At 56.0% G+C, this 16,707-nt stretch carries 17 protein-coding genes; 7 read left to right on the top strand and 10 right to left on the bottom strand.

Annotation, left to right across the window (positions count from 1 at the left end; translation table 11 throughout):
- The first annotated feature begins 31 nt into the window (after positions 1-31).
- Complete coding sequence (zinT, locus tag IT763_RS13055; RefSeq protein WP_016927461.1) at positions 32-682, top strand: metal-binding protein ZinT; 651 nt, start codon at positions 32-34, stop codon at positions 680-682.
- 46 nt (positions 683-728) lie between these two features.
- Here the strand turns inward: zinT and IT763_RS13050 are convergent, their stop codons facing one another.
- Positions 729-1,046 carry an antibiotic biosynthesis monooxygenase gene (locus IT763_RS13050; protein WP_016927462.1) on the bottom strand — a complete coding sequence of 106 codons (318 nt, stop codon included), beginning with the start codon at positions 1,044-1,046 and terminating at the stop codon, positions 729-731.
- Positions 1,047-1,585: 539 nt separating this feature from the next.
- Between IT763_RS13050 and IT763_RS13045 the strand changes: the two genes are divergently transcribed.
- Together IT763_RS13045 and dadX are read left to right on the top strand one after the other, a co-directional pair.
- Entirely contained in the window at positions 1,586-2,890 is a 1,305-nt protein-coding gene (locus tag IT763_RS13045; protein ID WP_028127472.1) for a D-amino acid dehydrogenase, read from the top strand.
- A gap of 76 nt (positions 2,891-2,966) precedes the next feature.
- Positions 2,967-4,040 (top strand): catabolic alanine racemase DadX, encoded by a 1,074-nt coding sequence (gene dadX / locus IT763_RS13040; protein WP_197758336.1) that lies wholly within the window; start codon positions 2,967-2,969, stop codon positions 4,038-4,040.
- An 8-nt stretch (positions 4,041-4,048) separates the two neighbouring features.
- On the opposite strand, the gene IT763_RS13035 is transcribed toward dadX, so the two are convergent.
- From IT763_RS13035 to IT763_RS13025, 3 genes are all read right to left on the bottom strand, one after another.
- The gene (locus IT763_RS13035; protein WP_016927465.1) at positions 4,049-5,242 is read right to left on the bottom strand and encodes a multidrug effflux MFS transporter; all 1,194 of its coding nucleotides are present in this window, start codon (positions 5,240-5,242) and stop codon (positions 4,049-4,051) included.
- Positions 5,243-5,319: 77 nt separating this feature from the next.
- On the bottom strand, positions 5,320-5,880 hold the full coding sequence (locus IT763_RS13030; RefSeq protein WP_004932251.1) for a 3'-5' exonuclease: 561 nt from the start codon (positions 5,878-5,880) through the stop codon (positions 5,320-5,322).
- A 305-nt stretch (positions 5,881-6,185) separates the two neighbouring features.
- A complete protein-coding gene (locus tag IT763_RS13025) occupies positions 6,186-6,668 on the bottom strand; it encodes a hypothetical protein (protein ID WP_033640110.1) in 483 nt (160 codons plus the stop codon).
- Positions 6,669-6,893: 225 nt separating this feature from the next.
- On the opposite strand from IT763_RS13025, the gene IT763_RS13020 reads away from it, so the two are divergent.
- Entirely contained in the window at positions 6,894-7,187 is a 294-nt protein-coding gene (locus tag IT763_RS13020) for a hypothetical protein (protein WP_016927468.1), read from the top strand.
- A gap of 265 nt (positions 7,188-7,452) precedes the next feature.
- On the opposite strand, the gene IT763_RS13015 is transcribed toward IT763_RS13020, so the two are convergent.
- Positions 7,453-7,629, bottom strand: coding sequence for a GhoT/OrtT family toxin (locus tag IT763_RS13015; RefSeq protein ID WP_015378105.1), 177 nt, complete (start codon positions 7,627-7,629; stop codon positions 7,453-7,455).
- Positions 7,630-8,456: 827 nt separating this feature from the next.
- Between IT763_RS13015 and IT763_RS13010 the strand changes: the two genes are divergently transcribed.
- A complete protein-coding gene (locus tag IT763_RS13010) occupies positions 8,457-9,146 on the top strand; it encodes an alpha/beta hydrolase (RefSeq protein WP_016927470.1) in 690 nt (229 codons plus the stop codon).
- Positions 9,147-9,342: 196 nt separating this feature from the next.
- Here IT763_RS13010 and IT763_RS13005 read toward each other — a convergent pair whose 3' ends face one another.
- The 3 genes from IT763_RS13005 to yeaG all read right to left on the bottom strand — a co-directional run bounded on the left by IT763_RS13005 (position 9,343) and on the right by yeaG (position 13,246).
- Positions 9,343-9,573, bottom strand: coding sequence for a hypothetical protein (locus IT763_RS13005; RefSeq protein WP_164053086.1), 231 nt, complete (start codon positions 9,571-9,573; stop codon positions 9,343-9,345).
- A gap of 337 nt (positions 9,574-9,910) precedes the next feature.
- Positions 9,911-11,179 carry a YeaH/YhbH family protein gene (locus IT763_RS13000; RefSeq protein WP_016927471.1) on the bottom strand — a complete coding sequence of 423 codons (1,269 nt, stop codon included), beginning with the start codon at positions 11,177-11,179 and terminating at the stop codon, positions 9,911-9,913.
- A gap of 132 nt (positions 11,180-11,311) precedes the next feature.
- Complete coding sequence (yeaG, locus tag IT763_RS12995) at positions 11,312-13,246, bottom strand: protein kinase YeaG (protein WP_016927472.1); 1,935 nt, start codon at positions 13,244-13,246, stop codon at positions 11,312-11,314.
- Positions 13,247-13,288: 42 nt separating this feature from the next.
- On the opposite strand from yeaG, the gene IT763_RS12990 reads away from it, so the two are divergent.
- Both IT763_RS12990 and IT763_RS12985 read left to right on the top strand, forming a co-directional pair.
- Positions 13,289-13,564 carry a hypothetical protein gene (locus tag IT763_RS12990; protein ID WP_153297016.1) on the top strand — a complete coding sequence of 92 codons (276 nt, stop codon included), beginning with the start codon at positions 13,289-13,291 and terminating at the stop codon, positions 13,562-13,564.
- A 108-nt stretch (positions 13,565-13,672) separates the two neighbouring features.
- A complete protein-coding gene (locus tag IT763_RS12985) occupies positions 13,673-14,437 on the top strand; it encodes a MipA/OmpV family protein (protein ID WP_015378103.1) in 765 nt (254 codons plus the stop codon).
- Between the two features lie 94 nt (positions 14,438-14,531).
- Here IT763_RS12985 and IT763_RS12980 read toward each other — a convergent pair whose 3' ends face one another.
- Positions 14,532-15,407, bottom strand: coding sequence for a D-hexose-6-phosphate mutarotase (locus IT763_RS12980; RefSeq protein ID WP_016927473.1), 876 nt, complete (start codon positions 15,405-15,407; stop codon positions 14,532-14,534).
- Positions 15,408-15,613: 206 nt separating this feature from the next.
- On the bottom strand, positions 15,614-16,609 hold the full coding sequence (gene gapA, locus IT763_RS12975) for a glyceraldehyde-3-phosphate dehydrogenase (RefSeq protein ID WP_016927474.1): 996 nt from the start codon (positions 16,607-16,609) through the stop codon (positions 15,614-15,616).
- Between the last annotated feature and the right edge of the window lie 98 nt (positions 16,610-16,707).

The following is a 16,707-nucleotide window of genomic DNA, read 5'->3' as shown; positions in this document are numbered from 1 at the left end:
AATTTTCATGGTAACGGACAAGGAGCGCATTTTGGCGAGGCATTTTGGCAAACTGGCGGTGGCGCTGGCCGCGCTGTTTATCAGCGGGCAGGCGTGCGCCCATGGGCATCATTCACACGGCAAGCCGCTGACGGAGGTGGAAAAAAAGGCGGAGGCGGGTGTATTCGACGATAAGGACGTCAAAGATCGCAACCTGGCGGATTGGGAGGGGGTGTGGCAATCCGTGTATCCCTATCTGCTCAATGGGGATCTTGACCCGGTGTTCAAGAAGAAAGCGGCACAGGACAAGCGCAAGACCTTCGCCGAAGTGAAGGCGTATTACCGCAAAGGGTACGCCACCGATGTAGATACCATCGGCATTGAAAACGGCGTCATGGAATTTCACCGCGGTGACCAATCCAGCGCCTGTCAGTATAAGTACGCCGGGCATAAGATCCTGACGTATGTTTCCGGTAAAAAGGGCGTGCGTTATCTGTTTGAATGCCAGGATGCCGGCAGCCTGGCGCCGAAATTCGTGCAGTTCAGCGATCACATTATCGGCCCGCGCAAATCGGCGCATTTCCATATCTTTATGGGCAACACGTCGCAGGAAGCGTTGCTGAAAGAGATGGATAACTGGCCGACTTACTACCCATTCCAACTGCAAACCAAAGAAGTCGTGGATGAGATGCTGCATCATTGATGCTGCTCGCTCCCGCAACCACAATCCCGCCTGTGTGGGCTTGTGCTCAGTCAAACGGTCTGATTTGCAGGTAATCGTCCGTCACTTCCATTTCAAATAGCGTTTTATCTGCCAACAAGGTCGCACGCATTCGTTCCCGGGCTTGCCGGTAGCGTTCATCCAATTGAATATCACCGGCGCTTTCCCATGCGACTCGGCTTGGCCATTGCGCATAGCCGATAAACTGCCCGCCCATATCCCGATGCAGGCGCGAGCCGAGGCTGCCGCGCTGCAGATAGATGCCTTGGGTCAACGCTAGCCAAGCCTGGCGAAAGGCGTGTTCGTGTCCGGGTTTGACTGAAAACTGGTAAATGGCGATGAACATAAGGCGTTCTCCACAATAGCGATAGTGTGAACTTTAGGCGCTGCTTCTGGCTTTAACGTTCATATCGTGCTACAGCGTTCAACATAAGCGGGCGGGCTAAGGGCTCGGGTGTTTTATTCCAGTAGTGAAAGCAAGGTTAACGGCAGCTGAAATTTTGCGCGATTTTTCTGCTGCGGAGGGAGGAGGCTCTCTTTGTTTGTTATGTTGGTATTTTTTATTTTATTGGGTTTTTATTCTGTTTAATTGTTGGCTGGTATTTTTATATTCTGTTAAATCAATGTTACTTATCACGCCTTTTTTGAGTGCTATCATTGATAGCGTTGATGTCAATTCAGTGGCGGTATGACGCCATAATCCCCTCTAAACCGCATCTTATCGCTATTTGCAGACGGCTATTGCAAATGCATGGCTCATCGACGATAAATTAATTGTGAATATTGTCACGTTTGATGACGAAGTTGTTGGACGGATTTTTTCACTGAGTTAATTTCCTGTGAGCAGAAGATTATGCTTTGTGAAGCCTTGAGCTGGAGTCAGCGATGCGAGTGGTAATTTTAGGTAGTGGAGTGGTGGGCGTAGCCAGTGCCTGGTATTTGGCGAAGGCGGGGCATGAGGTGACGGTGATCGATCGTCAGCCAGGCCCCGCACTGGAAACCAGCGCGGCGAACGCCGGGCAGATTTCACCGGGTTATGCCGCACCTTGGGCGGCACCGGGCGTGCCGCTGAAGGCCATCAAGTGGATGTTCCAGCGCCATGCGCCGTTGGCCATCCGCCTCGACGGCAGCAGCTTCCAACTGAGCTGGATGTGGCAGATGTTGAAGAACTGCAACACCGAACACTACATGACCAACAAAGGCCGCATGGTGCGTCTGGCGGAATACAGCCGCGATTGTATCAAGGCGCTGCGTCAGGAAACCGGCATCCAGTACGAAGGTCGCCAGGGCGGCACGCTGCAGCTGTTCCGCACTCAACAACAGTTCGAAAACGCCGCGAAAGACATTGCGGTATTGGAAGATGCCGGCGTGCCTTACAGATTGCTGGAAGCCGGCCAACTCGGCAGCGTCGAGCCGGCGCTAGCGCAGGTGGCGCACAAGCTGACCGGCGGCCTGCAGTTGCCGAACGACGAAACCGGCGATTGCCAGCTGTTTACGCAACAGTTGGCGAAGATGGCAGAGCAGGCGGGCGTCACTTTCCTGTTCAACCGCAGCGTCGATCGTCTGCTGGTGGAGGGCGACAAGATCGCCGGCGTGCAGTGCGGCGAGGAAGTGTTCAAGGCCGACAGCTATGTGGTGGCGTTCGGCTCGTACTCCACGGCGCTGCTGCGCGGCCTGGTGTCCATTCCGGTTTACCCGCTGAAGGGCTATTCGTTGACCATTCCTATCACCGACGAAGCGGCGGCGCCGTTCTCTACGGTATTGGATGAGACGTATAAAATCGCCATCACACGCTTCGACCAGCGCATTCGCGTTGGCGGCATGGCGGAGATCGTCGGTTTCAATACGCAGCTGGAGCAAAAACGGCGCGAAACGCTGGAAATGGTGGTGCGCGACCTCTACCCGAACGGCGGCCGAGTGGAAGAGGCGACGTTCTGGACCGGCCTGCGGCCGATGACGCCGGACGGCACGCCAATTGTCGGCCGCACCTCGCTGAAGAACCTGTATCTCAATACCGGGCATGGCACGTTGGGCTGGACGATGGCCTGTGGCTCCGGGCAGTTGTTGTCCGATCTGATGTCCGGCATTACGCCGGCGATCCCTTCCGATGACCTGGCGGTGGCGCGTTACAGCGCCGGGTTTCGTCAGCAACACGCGGTTCCGCTGAACGACGTGCATCCCGCACGTTAATCGTCGACGCTGTCATAGACTTTCCCGGCCACGCGCAGGCGCGCGTGGCCGCCGTACGCTGCCCCAAGGAGAAGCGATGCCCCGTCCCATAACCGCCACGATGCATCTCGGCGCGATTGAAAATAACTTGCAGGTGGTGCGCCGTTTCGCCCCCGGCGCCAAAGTCTGGGCGGTGGTCAAGGCTAACGCCTATGGCCACGGCATCAAACACGTTTGGCGCAGCATGGCGCAAACCGACGGCTTCGCCATGCTGGATCTGACCGAAGCGGTGCTGCTGCGCGAGTCGGGTTGGCAAGGGCCTATCCTGTTGTTGGAAGGCTTCTTCCAGCCGCAGGATCTGGCGTTGCTCGACCGTTATCGCCTGACGACGGCGGTGCACAGCGACTGGCAGCTGGCGGCGATCGCCGACGCCACGCTGAACGCGCCGCTCAATGTCTATCTGAAAGTGAACAGTGGCATGAATCGGCTGGGGTTCGCACCCGAGCGGCTGCATGAGGTGTGGCGCAGGGCGCAGGCGGTAGCCAACATTGCCGAGCTTACGCTGATGAGCCACTTCGCCACCGCCGACGGCCCTGAAGGCGTGACCCGGCAAATGGCTACCATCGAGGCGGCGGCTACCGATATACCGCTGCCGCGCTGCCTGGCCAACTCGGCCGCCACGCTGTGGCACCCTTCGACCCACGGCAGCTGGGTCCGTCCTGGGATCGTTCTCTATGGCGCTTCGCCGAGCGGTTGCTGGAATGACGTTGCGGCGACGGGGCTGCAGCCGGCGATGACGCTGAGCAGTGAAATCATCGGCATTCAGCAGCTGAAGTCTGGCGATCGTGTGGGTTACGGTGGCCGTTACAGCGCCGCAGGCGCACAGCGTATCGGTGTGGTGGCCTGCGGTTACGCCGACGGCTATCCGCGTCATGCGCCGACCGGTACGCCGGTATGGGTTGACGGCGTGCTGACGCGCACCCTGGGAACGGTATCGATGGATATGCTGGCGGTGGATCTGACACCCTGTCCGCAAGTCGAACTGGGCGCCGAAGTGGAGCTGTGGGGGAAACGTCTGCCGGTGGATGAGGTGGCCACGGCGGCAGGGACGTTAGGCTATGAGCTGCTGTCGGCTTTAGCGGCGCGAGTGCCGGTCGCCACCGAAGCCTGAGCCGGGGCTCAGGCGACTTTTCTGATCTGCCCTTTAATCTGCTTGCTGAGCCGCCGCGCGTGCAGCGCCAGCAGGCAGCCCGCCAGCATCACCAGCGCCAGCGACAGCTTGGGTTGCAGCGGCAACGCCATCGCCACCAGACCCAGCGCGGCGCCGCCCGCCATCTGCACGAAACCGACCAGCGCGGACGCGACGCCGGCCTCATTGGAGTAGGGTTCCAACGCGTAGCTGGTGGCCGGGCCCATCACGAATGCCAATCCGGCGCAGGCGCTGGCGACTGGCAGCATATACGCCAGCCAGTGCGCTTGCGCCGTCGCGGGCAGCAGCATGACGCCCAGCAGCAGACCCAGACAGCCCAGCCCCATCAAAATGCCGCCGGTCGCCAGACAAACCGGGCGGCCGACCTTGTGGATGATGCGGTTGGCGAAGAAGCTGACCAGCATGATCCAGAAACCGTTGGCGCCGAACACCAGCGAGAATTGCAGCGGTGTCAGGCCAGCGGTGCCCATCAGCACGTTCGGTGCCAGAGAAACGTAGGTCAGCGCCATGCCCATCGCCCCGGAGTTCACCACCGCAAAGGAGAGAAAACGCCGTTCGCTGAGGATGCGCGCGTATTGACGCACCGGCAACCCCTTGACCGGCACGGTGTCGGCAGGGCGAGTTTCCGGCAGGCGCAGCGCGATGAGCGCCAACACCAGCAGCGCGTAGCCGACCAGGAACCAGAAGGGAGCGCGCCAGCCGAAGGCTTCGGCGAGCAGGCCGCCGAGCAGCGGCGCCAGCGCCGGGATGATGTTCAGCGTGCCGTTAAGAAAGCCGAAAGCGCGGGCGGCGTCGTCGCCATTCAGGCGATCGCGCACGCCGCTGAAGGCGACGACGGCGGTGCAGCAAACCGCCACCCCTTGCAGCAGACGCGAAGCGATGAAAATCGTCGGGCTGGTGGCCAGCGCCGCCATCGCGGCGCCGATCATGTAGAGGATAATGCCGGCCAGCGCCACCGGTTTGCGGCCATAGTTGTCCACCAGTGGGCCGGCAATGACCTGGCCGAGGCCAAGCACCAGAATAAATAGCGATATGGTGGATTGGATCAGCGCTTCGCTGCTGCCCAGACCGACGGCAATAGCGGGAATAGTCGGCAGATAAAGATCGATGCCTAATGGACCGAGCAGCACCAGGCTGAGAAGCATAAACAGAAACTTTTGCATAACAGGAAAGGCACGTCCGAGTGACAAAGAGGGCTAGAGTAGAGACTCTGGCGGCAAATGAAAAGGGGCAAAGCGGGTCAGCGCTGCGCCCCCTGGCGGTAATAGAGCGCCGAGACGGTATCGGCCACATAACGGGCCTGGTGGCGAGCATCATCCAGCGCCCGATGCGGCATACCTTCGAACGGGCGGGCCTTTTTCGGGTTAAAGCCGTGCAGTTCCGCCAACGTGATCACCGTGCGCACGTCCTGGGTATCCCAGAATTTCCACGGGCAGGGCATTTCCAGCTGCTGGAAGGCGTGTTCGAGGATCGCGCAGTCGAACTCTTTGCCGTTGCCCCAGACTTTCACCGTGTCGGTGCTGTTCATATGGATGAAGCGGCTAAGGCTGCTCAGCACGCGCTTCAGGCTCTCGGTGCCGCCGAAGGCCTGCTTGCGCGCTTCATCGGACTGTTTCGCCCACCAGGCGACCGTGTCAAGGCTGATGGTTCGGCCCGGTTGGTCTTTCTGGCTGCTGACGGCGGCTTCGAATTCGGCGCCTAGTTCCCCGGTTCGGGGATCGAAAAACACCGCCGCAACCACCAGAATGACGGCGCTGGGTTTTATATCCAGGGTTTCAATGTCTAACATCAGATGGTGCATCGGCGTTTCCGGTGGTGGGCGTGGTGGCTTAATGTTACTACAGAACGTGTGCCGATGCGGCCGGTGCGCACATGAAATCCTTTTAAAGCGCCTCGTTCAGGTTATGATGCTCGTGATACTCTTGTCAGGTTGGTCGCTATCGGTGAGAACGCTTATCTTTATTCTGTGCATGGCCGGCTACTTGCTGTTGCTGGGCTACCTTAGCATGTTCGTCACGGACAAGATCTGTGAGAAGGCGGGTAACTACACCAAAATATGCCGTGTCGTAGACATTTCCGAACCTCATATTCCCAAATAGCCCCAGTTTATCCCAGATAGTCGGTGGTAATCAGCGGCGTCAGGATGGCCGCCAGCGCGGTGAGCGCCCCCCATTGCCGCCAGCCCAGCCGCGCCAGCCAGTCATGCCGCTGCGGCGGCGTGGCCAGTTGCCCGACGGCCACGGCGCCGGTCAGCAGCAGCGTCAGAATCAGCAGCACCAGGCAACGGCTCACCAGCGTGAACTCAACATGCAGCACATTGGCGTAATACAGGCGCATCAGAATAAAATAGCTCAGCAAGATCCAGGCGAAAACGACGTTCTTCTTGAGCACCTGCTGCAGCATCAACGCGAGAAACAGGCTGTGAAACAGCGACAACAGCGGAGCCTCGATCGGGTGCCGAACGCAGACGTTGTAGACCGCCATATAAATATTGAAAACCAGCAGGATATAGATCACATAAATGTACCAGCCGTAGATGACCTTGAGCTTTTTCGGGTTCGGCGGCAGGGAGAGTGCGTCCGGTTTCATTAATGCCTCCTGATGATGCCATGTAAACGCTGTGGTTGAAGACGGCGCGGCGACATCGTAATTTAAAATCCACAGGGTATATATCACCCGAGCGCTAAATGACAATTAAACGCGGGATCGGCTTTATTTCCGCGTTGGCCTGGAACTCTTTAGCGCCCGCGGGGTCGATTGGCGTACGAATGCCTGGCGGTTTTTGCACTATGATGATAGATATAATTTATTGATATGAAAGATTATAAAAACACTTCGGGCACAAAAATCCTGCTGCTGTTCAGCCTGGCGTTTTATACGCTGTTGCCACCGTTGCTGACAGCGGCCGTGTTCAACCGTTTCAATCTTAATCCGTTCGCGATCGTCAAATTTTTTCACTTCAACCCGTTTTTGGCCGATCGGGGCATACCCGGTTATCAGACTTTCTTCTACTTGCTGATGCTGTGGTTGGGGTTGAATGCTTTGCTCTGGCTGCTGGTGTGGGGGGCGGGGCGATTGTATCAGCGCTGGCGATCGCCGCGCGGCTGATAGTTTCCCAAAGGGGAAAAGTTGCGTAGGGAAATGACTTTACATTCAATAATGAGACGTATTATCATTTGATTCACCGGTGAGGGGAAAAGGGTTGTCTCCTTCTGTGCCCCCCGATCCGGCACGACATTGCTCACATTGCTTCCAATTTTCATGCCAGCCTTGCGCTGGCACTTTTTTATCCCACGCCAAAAACCATGACGCCGGTGGTCAGCCTCTTTTCATTAACATGACTGTTTAAAAGCCACCGCGCGACATTGGGGCGTTAGAACAGCGAAAACAGCAACACCACCGGCAGGCTCAACGGCCAGGTTAACCCGATGGTCAGTGCGCTGATGCAGCGAATTTTGACGGTGTCCCGGCTAACCAGGTAGGTGAAAACCATAGAAACTAACAGACCAATAAAATAACAGTATTGCGTTGCAACCCACAGCGGCGACATGAAACCCGATCCCAGTTGTATTTTTACGCGCGAATTCTAGGAGCTTGGCCGGGGATAATCAATGACCAAAGGCCCTTTATTCAAACCTTTATCCATAAGTATGCATAATTTATTTCTATAAAGAACGTAGGGTTATTAGCGGCTTTGCGTTTATTGCCAAAAGAAATCAACAGCATAGTTACCGGTAACATTTTGCGTCAGGCAAGTCTTCCTTCTGGGGTGAACTCCGCTGAGCAGTAAAAGAGTCGGTGAAGGGGGGAAACGCGGTGGGGTTATGACTCATAAAAACTAATGATGTATTTGCGGACAGCAAGTCTAAGGTGAGGTGGCGTCGGGTTTTGACGGTACGTGAACCCTTCAGGTGCCGGTTTTAGCGCATCAGTCGCGATGCGCCGCTTGCCCGCCTGGGAGGGGGATGGTTGTCGTTACGGGGTTAATGAATGTTAAGACCGTAGACGAACAGCCACGAAAACAGCAGCGCCAGCAGGCATGCCATAAAAACGATGGAGATCATTTCCTTCACAACTTCATTCCTTTTCCCGGTGGACCAATTTACTTCTCTTTGTTTTTGCGCGAAATTTTAGATCGGTATGGGTAAAAATCCTAGTTTTAATCCTTTTTTTTCCCGGCCTTGCGGCGTAAGCCGCTTCGATAAGCCGTGGCGGCGGTGGAAAATCGGGGGCGTTAACTCGTCGTCGTTATTGCTGAACGCCATGAGTCTGACTATATAAAATAGGGACCGCGTGGCGTCGAAGGCAGCCAGACCCGCCCCTTAAGGGGCCGTTCATCTGCCTGCGGCGTTTTCCTATGAGATGAAGGAGTCGGCAATGAGCACAAAACCAACTATCGTGCTGGTACACGGATTCTGGGGCGGCGCCGCGCACTGGAGTAAGGTCATCATCGAGTTGTCGCGCAGGGGATATACGGCGATTCATGCGGTGGAAATGCCGTTGACGTCGCTGGCTGAGGATGCGGAACGTACGCGCAAGATGGTCGCGCAGCAAGCGGGGCCGGTATTGTTGGTCGGGCACTCTTACGGCGGTGCCGTGATCACGGAAATGGGCAACCAGCCTAACGTGGTTGGCCTGGTCTACATCGCCGCATTTGCGCCGGATGCTGGTGAAAGTGCCGGCGGTATTACGCAAGCGCATCCTCCTGCGGCAGTCGAGAATCTGGCCCCGGACAGCGACGGTTATCTGTGGATTAAAACCGACAAGTTTCACGAAAGCTTTTGCCAGGATCTGACCGGCGACGAGGCGTTGGTGATGGCGGTGGCGCAGAAGGCTCCGCTGGCTGATACCTTTGGCAACACCATCGGCGAACCCGCCTGGAAACATAAGCCGTCATGGTATCAACTTTCCAGCGACGATCGCATGATAGCGCCGGAGAATCAGCGGCGCATGGCGCAGCGGCTGCAGGCCAAGAAAGTGATGGTGCTGAATGCCAGCCATGCCTCGCTGGTTTCCCATGCCGATGAGGTGGCGAGTTTGATTGACGAAGCGGCCGGTTTGAAATAAAGCAGGGGCAGGAAGGTTCTCCGGACTAAAAGGTGACATCCTGCGGCAGATTATCCCTTCGCTGCCTATTACGCCGGACGAAAGCGCCGGCGTAATAGGCGCTAATTAGGGATAGGCGCTGATGTCGCTATAACAGCATCATCAACACGACGGCGGCGGCAATAATGGCGTAGAGGTCTGCCTTACGCATATCGCCTTAGCGCCCGTTAACGCCGATCATTTCTATCGCCGCGCGATGCAGCCGCTGAAAATAATCATCGGGCTGCTTTTCTATCTCCCTGATAAGGCTGGCGAGCAGGTTCTGTTTGGTTATCGGCTTGTTGGCGGTCAACACCAGCAGCACGTTTTTGCCGAGCAGGCAACATATTTGCTTATGGTATTCATCAACATCGTGCTTGTTGAGGCCATAGAGGGTGTAGTCGATCATGATGTCTAACCTGCTGACAGGTAAATGCCCGCCGCAGCGGGCTGAGAAGCCATAGAAAAATAAAATGAGGCAAATTTCGCTTAGGAAGAGACTTAAGCGATGGGGTAACGATAACTGAATGGGAATATTCCTATCAAGCCGTGCGGGGGCAGAGGCGGATGTTTAGGAATAACCTCAGAAGAACAAATAATAGAGAGGACCGTTCTGGGGAATCTGACTTATTATTGTTGTTGTCATTGTTTAAAAAATAAACATTGGTTTTGCAAATATATAATGCGAAAAAGAAACAGCCGGAAAACGGCGCTTTCCGGCTGTGGTGACATTCACGCGGCGTTATTCACACGGTCTGCTTACGGAACAGTTCGCGGAATACCGGATAGATATCGTCCGGTTCGCGGATATGCTGCATGGCGAAGTTGTCGAATTTCGCCTGCAGATCCTCGTATTCGCGCCACAGCGTTTGGTGAGCGCGGCGAGTGATTTCTATGTAGCTGTAATAACGCACCATCGGCAGGATCTTTTTCGCCAACAGCTCATGACACAGCGGTGAATCGTCGGCCCAGTTGTCGCCGTCCGACGCTTGCGCGGCATAGATATTCCATTGCGCCGGGTCATAACGCTCTTCGACTACGTCATTCATTAACTTCAGCGCGCTGGAAACGATGGTGCCACCGGTTTCCTGCGAATAGAAGAACTCCTGTTCGTCCACCTCTTTCGCCTGGGTGTGATGGCGAATGTAGACCACCTCGACGTTTTTGTAGGTTCGGCTCAGGAACAAATAGAGCAGAATGTAAAAACGCTTGGCCATGTCTTTGGTCGCCTGGTCCATCGAGCCGGACACGTCCATCAGGCAGAACATCACCGCCTGGCTGGAGGGCTCCGGCCGGCGCTCATAGTTTTTGTAGCGCAGGTCGAAGGTATCGATAAACGGCACGCTTTCGATTTTCTTGCGCAGTTCGGCAATTTCCTTGCGCAGCCGCTCCTCTTCCAGCAATTGCACCGGCTCGGTATTTTCCAACTGGTTCAGCGCATCTTCCAGCTCGTGCAACGCGCGTCTTTTACCGGCGGTCATGGCGGTACGTCGCGCCAGCGAGTTCTGCAGCGAACGCACGACGCTGATGTTGGCCGGCACGCCATTGGCGGTATAGCCAGCACGATGGGTTTTGAACTCGGTCAACTGCTTGTACTGATTCTTTTTCAGATTGGGCAGGGCGAGATCCTCGAACAAAAGATCGAGGTACTCGTCTTTGGAGATTTGGAAGACGAATTCATCCTGGCCTTCACCATCCTGGCTGGCGTTGCCCTGGCCGCCGCCACCGCCTGCGCCGCCCTGAGGCCGCTCAACGCGATCGTTCTGCACGAAGTGGTCATTGCCAGGGTGAACGCGATGGCGTGTGCCGCCGCGCCCCTGATGAAACATCGGTTCGTTGATATCGTCAGTGGGGATGGAAACCGACTCCCCGCTGTCTACGTCGGTGACCGAACGCTTGTTGATGGCTTCGGCAATCGACTGTTTGATTTGCGACTTGTAACGGCGCAAGAAGCGCTGGCGGTTCACCATGCTCTTGTTTTTGCCGTTCAGCCGCCGGTCAATGAAATAGGCCATACTTCCCCCAAACGACGTTGCCAACTCTTCATGTCCCGGTCGCGACAGCGCAATGTGTTAGCCCCTCCTTGGGCTGCGCTGCAACGTCCATGACTGTGGACATGGCCCTGATAATGCCGCTTACCTGAGGCGTTATGAGGATTTTCTGACCCGCAGATACCATTCACACAACAGGCGCACCTGCTTGCGGGTATAGCCTTTCTCCATCATGCGGTCGACGAAGTCGTCGTGTTTTTTCTGCTCGTCCGTCGACGTTTTGGCGTTAAACGAAATCACCGGCAACAGCTCTTCGGTATTGGAGAACATTTTCTTCTCGATCACGGTGCGCAGCTTCTCGTAGCTGGTCCAGTTCGGATTGCGGCCGTTGTTGTTGGCGCGGGCGCGCAGCACGAAGTTCACGATTTCGTTACGGAAATCTTTCGGGTTGCTGATACCGGCCGGTTTTTCAATTTTCTCCAGTTCGGCGTTCAAAGACTCGCGGTCGAACAGCTGACCGGTGTCGGGGTCTCGATACTCCTGATCCTGGATCCAGAAGTCCGCGTAGGTCACGTAACGGTCAAAAATGTTCTGTCCGTATTCCGAGTAGGATTCCAGATAGGCGGTCTGGATCTCTTTGCCGATAAACTCGGCGTATTTCGGAATCAGATAGCCTTTCAGATGTTCGAGGTATTTCTCGGCCAAATCCTGCGGGAACTGTTCGCGCTCGATCTGTTGCTCCAGCACATAGAACAGGTGTACCGGGTTGGCCGCCACCTCGGCGTGATCGAAGTTGAATACCCGCGAGAGGATTTTAAAGGCGAAACGGGTGGAGAGGCCGTTCATGCCTTCGTCAACCCCGGCGTAGTCGCGGTACTCTTGATAGGACTTGGCTTTCGGATCGGTATCCTTGAGGCTTTCGCCGTCATACACGCGCATTTTCGAGTAAATGCTCGAGTTTTCCGGCTCTTTCAGCCGCGACAGCACGCTAAAGCGCGCCAGCGTTTCGAGGGTGCCCGGCGCGCAGGGCGCGTGAGTCAGCTCGCTGTGGTCCAGCAGCTTGTCGTAAATCTTGATCTCTTCCGACACGCGCAGGCAGTAAGGCACCTTGACGATGTACACGCGGTCGAGGAATGCTTCGTTGTTCTTGTTGTTGCGGAAGGTCACCCACTCGGATTCGTTGGAGTGCGCCAGAATAATGCCGCTGAACGGCAGGGCGGAGATGCCTTCGGTGCCGTTGTAGTTGCCTTCCTGGGTTGCGGTCAGCAGCGGATGCAGCACCTTGATCGGCGCTTTGAACATCTCGACGAATTCCATAATCCCCTGGTTGGCGCGGCACAGGGCGCCGGAATAGCCGTAGGCGTCCGGGTCGTTCTGCGCGTGGTTCTCCAGTTTACGGATGTCCACTTTACCGACCAGCGCGGAGATGTCCTGGTTGTTCTCATCGCCCGGCTCGGTTTTGGCGATGGCGATCTGTTCCAGAATGGAAGGGCGCACTTTCACGACTTTAAACTTGGTGATGTCGCCGCCGAACTCATGCAGGCGCTTCGCCGCCCACGGCGACATGATGGTGCCGAGATAGCGACTTGGGATGTTGAACTCTTTTTCCAGGATCGTGGCATCTTCCTGCGGATTAAACAGGCACAGCGGATGGTCGTTGACCGGGCTGCGTTCGCCGTTGGCGCTGAGTGTGTAGATGGGCACGCGCTGCATCAACGCTTTAAGGCGTTCTGCCAGTGAGGACTTGCCGCCGCCCACCGGGCCCAGCAGGTAAAGGATCTGTTTCTTCTCTTCCAGGCCCTGCGCGGCGTGTTTCAGGTAAGAGACGATCTGTTCGATGGCCTCTTCCATGCCGTAGAATTCTTCGAAGGCCGGATAGCGTGCGATCACGCGGTTGGAGAACAGGCGCGACAGGCGTGATTCTAGCGCAGTGTCGACCATCACAGGTTCACCGATAGCCATCAGCAGACGTTCGGCCGCGTTGGCATAGGCACTGCGATCTTGCCGGCAAATGGTAAGAAATTCCTGCAGTGTGAACTCTTCGTCCTTGGCAGCTTCGTAGCGCTGGCGATAGTGGTCAAATATGTTCATGATGCCCGTCCTTTCGTTATTAGCACAGGTTAAAGAGAGCGTGTGATAGTGTTCTGGCTCCCGAAAGATGAGAATACGCCTGAGTACAGCAACCCGTATGCCAACTTGGTGCGCTTATTATCGCGAGTTGCGCTGTATGCCACTGGGCCCAGGATAAATTCACCTTCTGATTTAAGCTTAGTTTGCTTGCCGGAAAATTTCCTGCCGCAGAAAAAGCTTTTTTTAAGTCATATCAATGACTCAGTTATTACCGTGGAAGCCAAATGCCTTGTCTGGCGCGGCCTGCGGGATAAAACGTCATCGTTCCGCCATGATTAATTCATAATTCCGCTATAAGTTATTCGATCTTGGTCGTTTTCCTTTGTAAAGATTAGGCACGCAACTAAATTTTCACATAAACTATCGCGGCTATTAACCCTGTAATTTATGGAAAAAGAACCAGTGAAGATTTCAAAACTCAAAACGCTAGCAATTATCGCTTCCGCAATGGTTTGTGCGCAAAGTGCTCAGGCAGGGACCTGGTCACTCGGTGCTGCCGCGCTGGTTAGTCCGGACGCGTATCGCGGTTATCAGGACCGCGTTTATCCGGTGCCCGTCATCGACTATGAAGGTGACGACTTCTACTTCCGTACTCTGACCGCCGGTTACTACCTGTGGAAAGATCAAGAAAACCAGCTGAGCATCATGGGTTACTACACGCCATGGGGCTACCGTCCGGGCGACAGCGACGACGATCGCATGAAGCGCCTCGACAAGCGTCGCGGCACGCTGATGGCCGGCCTGGCCTATTCGCACAACGCGGAATGGGGCACCCTTCGTACCACTTTCACCGGCGACACGCTGAACAACAGCAACGGGCTGGTGGGCGATGTCGCTTATCTGTACAAGTTTGATCTGGACGCGCTGACGCTGGTCCCGGGCGTGGGCGTGATGTGGAACAGCAAGAACCAGAACAAATATTACTACGGCGTCAGCGCCAATGAATCACGCCGCAGCGGCCTGGACAGCTACACTCCTGGCGATAGCTGGGCCCCGTATCTCGAATTGAGCGCCAATTATCAGATCAACAAAAGCTGGAACGCCTTCTTCGTCGGCCGCTATGTGAAGTTGTCGGATGAAGTGAAAGACAGCCCGATGGTGGATAAATCTTACACCGGTTTGTTGATGACGGGTGTGAGCTACACCTTCTAATCACGCATTGCACGGTTATCGTGCATGGCGTGCATCAAAAAGGGGCGCCGGCGCCCCTTTTGCACATCAGTGGTGCGCTTCCGCGCACGGTTCCTCAGGCCTTCTTACGGCTGCGGAAGGTGACTCCCAAACGGGCGGGTTGCTCGCCGGCAGCGACCAGCGGTTTGCTGACGCGCCCTGTCTCGATGCAGACCATGGTCTTGTAACCGTCGTTCGGCATATCCCCCATGCTGCAGGAGAGTTCCACGCCGGGGTTCCAGGCGATGACGTCGCTCATATGATGGTGGTGAACCTCGATGGTGCGAGCGAGCGCCGGATCGCGGATCTGGCTGAAAGCTTCCGGGCGGGTATAGACGCGGTCGGTTTGGCCGACGAAGGTCACTTCGCCCGTCTGGTGCGCCTCTGCGCCGCCTGCCACCTTGTCGATATAAGGCTCGCCCAGACCCGCCACGCTGACCCGATCGATGTCGCCGACCTGGAAGTAACTGTGCAGCGCCGCCGTGGCTTGATAATCGCCGTGCGATTCCAGTTCGATTTCGCACTCTTCACCCAGCTTGAAGCGAGCAATCAGCGTGAAGGCGTGCGGCCACAGTTTGCGGGTCTGCTCATTGTCTTTCAGCGTGAAGGTCAGGATGACGCCGTTGTCATCTTCATCGTGCGCCGTCAGACTCCAGGGCTGGTTGCGGGCAAAGCCGTGGGAGGGTTGCGCCACCGGGCCGAACCACGGCCAGCAGATCGGCACGCCGCCGCGGATGGCCTTGCCTTTGGCGAAAGGCGTATTGTTGCTGAGCCAAATCACCGGCTGCTCCCCGCTAGGTTGCCAGGCCAGCAAATGCGCGCCTTGCAGCGCGACCGCCGCGCGCACTTTCGGGTGCGACACCACAACCACGCCCAACTCATCGAGTTGCCGCTGGCTGATATAAGGAGAAATCTGTTCGGAAACGGGCAGGGTGAAAATTTTCTCGTTCATTTCATGACCTATTGTTTGCCGGAGATACAAAGAAACCTATAGCTTTCGGGTCACGGCCAGGCGGCAAGCACAGGAACCCTCAGGAGCTTACCGAAGTAAGTGGCTGGGGTGAGCGTGTGCAGCCAACAACGCGGTGACTCGAAAGATGACGGGTAAAAAAAGGGCGACAAAAATGTCGCCCTCATTATCAGCTTAACATCATGCCATTACTTGGAGATGTGAGCGATCAGATCCAGAACCTTGTTGGAATAGCCGGTTTCGTTGTCGTACCAGGAAACCAGTTTCACGAAGTTGTCGTTCAGTGCGATACCGGCTTTGGCATCGAACACGGAAGTCAGCACTTCGCCGTTGAAATCGGTGGAAACCACGTCGTCTTCAACATAGCCCAGAACGCCTTTCATAGAGCCTTCAGCGGCGTCTTTGATGGCTTTCTTGATTTCTTCGTAGGTAGCCGGTTTTTCCAGACGCACGGTCAGATCAACAACGGACACGTTAGGCGTCGGTACGCGGAACGCCATGCCGGTCAGTTTGCCTTTCAGCTCTGGCAGAACCACGCCAACCGCTTTCGCTGCGCCGGTAGAAGAAGGGATGATGTTCTGGGATGCGCCGCGGCCGCCGCGCCAGTCTTTGTGAGACGGGCCATCAACGGTTTTCTGAGTCGCGGTGGTGGCGTGAACGGTGGTCATCAGGCCTTCAACGATACCGAAGTTGTCGTTGATGACTTTAGCCAGTGGCGCCAGGCAGTTGGTGGTGCAAGAGGCGTTGGACACGATGTCCTGGCCGGCATATTTGTCAAAGTTGGCGCCGCGAACGAACATTGGGGTCGCATCTTTGGATGGGCCAGTCAGAACCACTTTTTTAGCGCCGGCGGTGATGTGTTTACGTGCGGTTTCGTCGGTCAGGAAGATACCGGTCGCTTCAGCAACCACATCAACGCCCACTTCGTTCCACTTCAGGTTAGCCGGGTCTTTCTCTGCGGTAACACGGATGGTTTTGCCGTTAACAACCAGGTGGCCGTCTTTAACTTCTACCGTACCGTTGAAACGGCCGTGAGTAGAGTCATACTTCAGCATGTAAGCCATGTACTCTGCGTCCAACAGGTCGTTGATTGCAACGATCTCGATGTCAGAACGCTCTTGAGCAGCACGGAAAACAATGCGACCGATACGGCCAAAACCGTTGATACCTACTTTGATAGTCATATATTCCACCAGCTATTTGTTAGTGAATAAAAGGTTGGTTGTAAAATTACAAAAACCTTACCCAGCGTCAAGCGGAATCGTGTCAATACTTGCGGCAA

The organism is Serratia sp. CMO1, from assembly GCF_015689115.1.
In the GTDB taxonomy this organism is placed as follows: domain Bacteria; phylum Pseudomonadota; class Gammaproteobacteria; order Enterobacterales; family Enterobacteriaceae; genus Serratia; species Serratia marcescens.
This window is presented reverse-complemented; position numbering and strand designations above follow the sequence as displayed.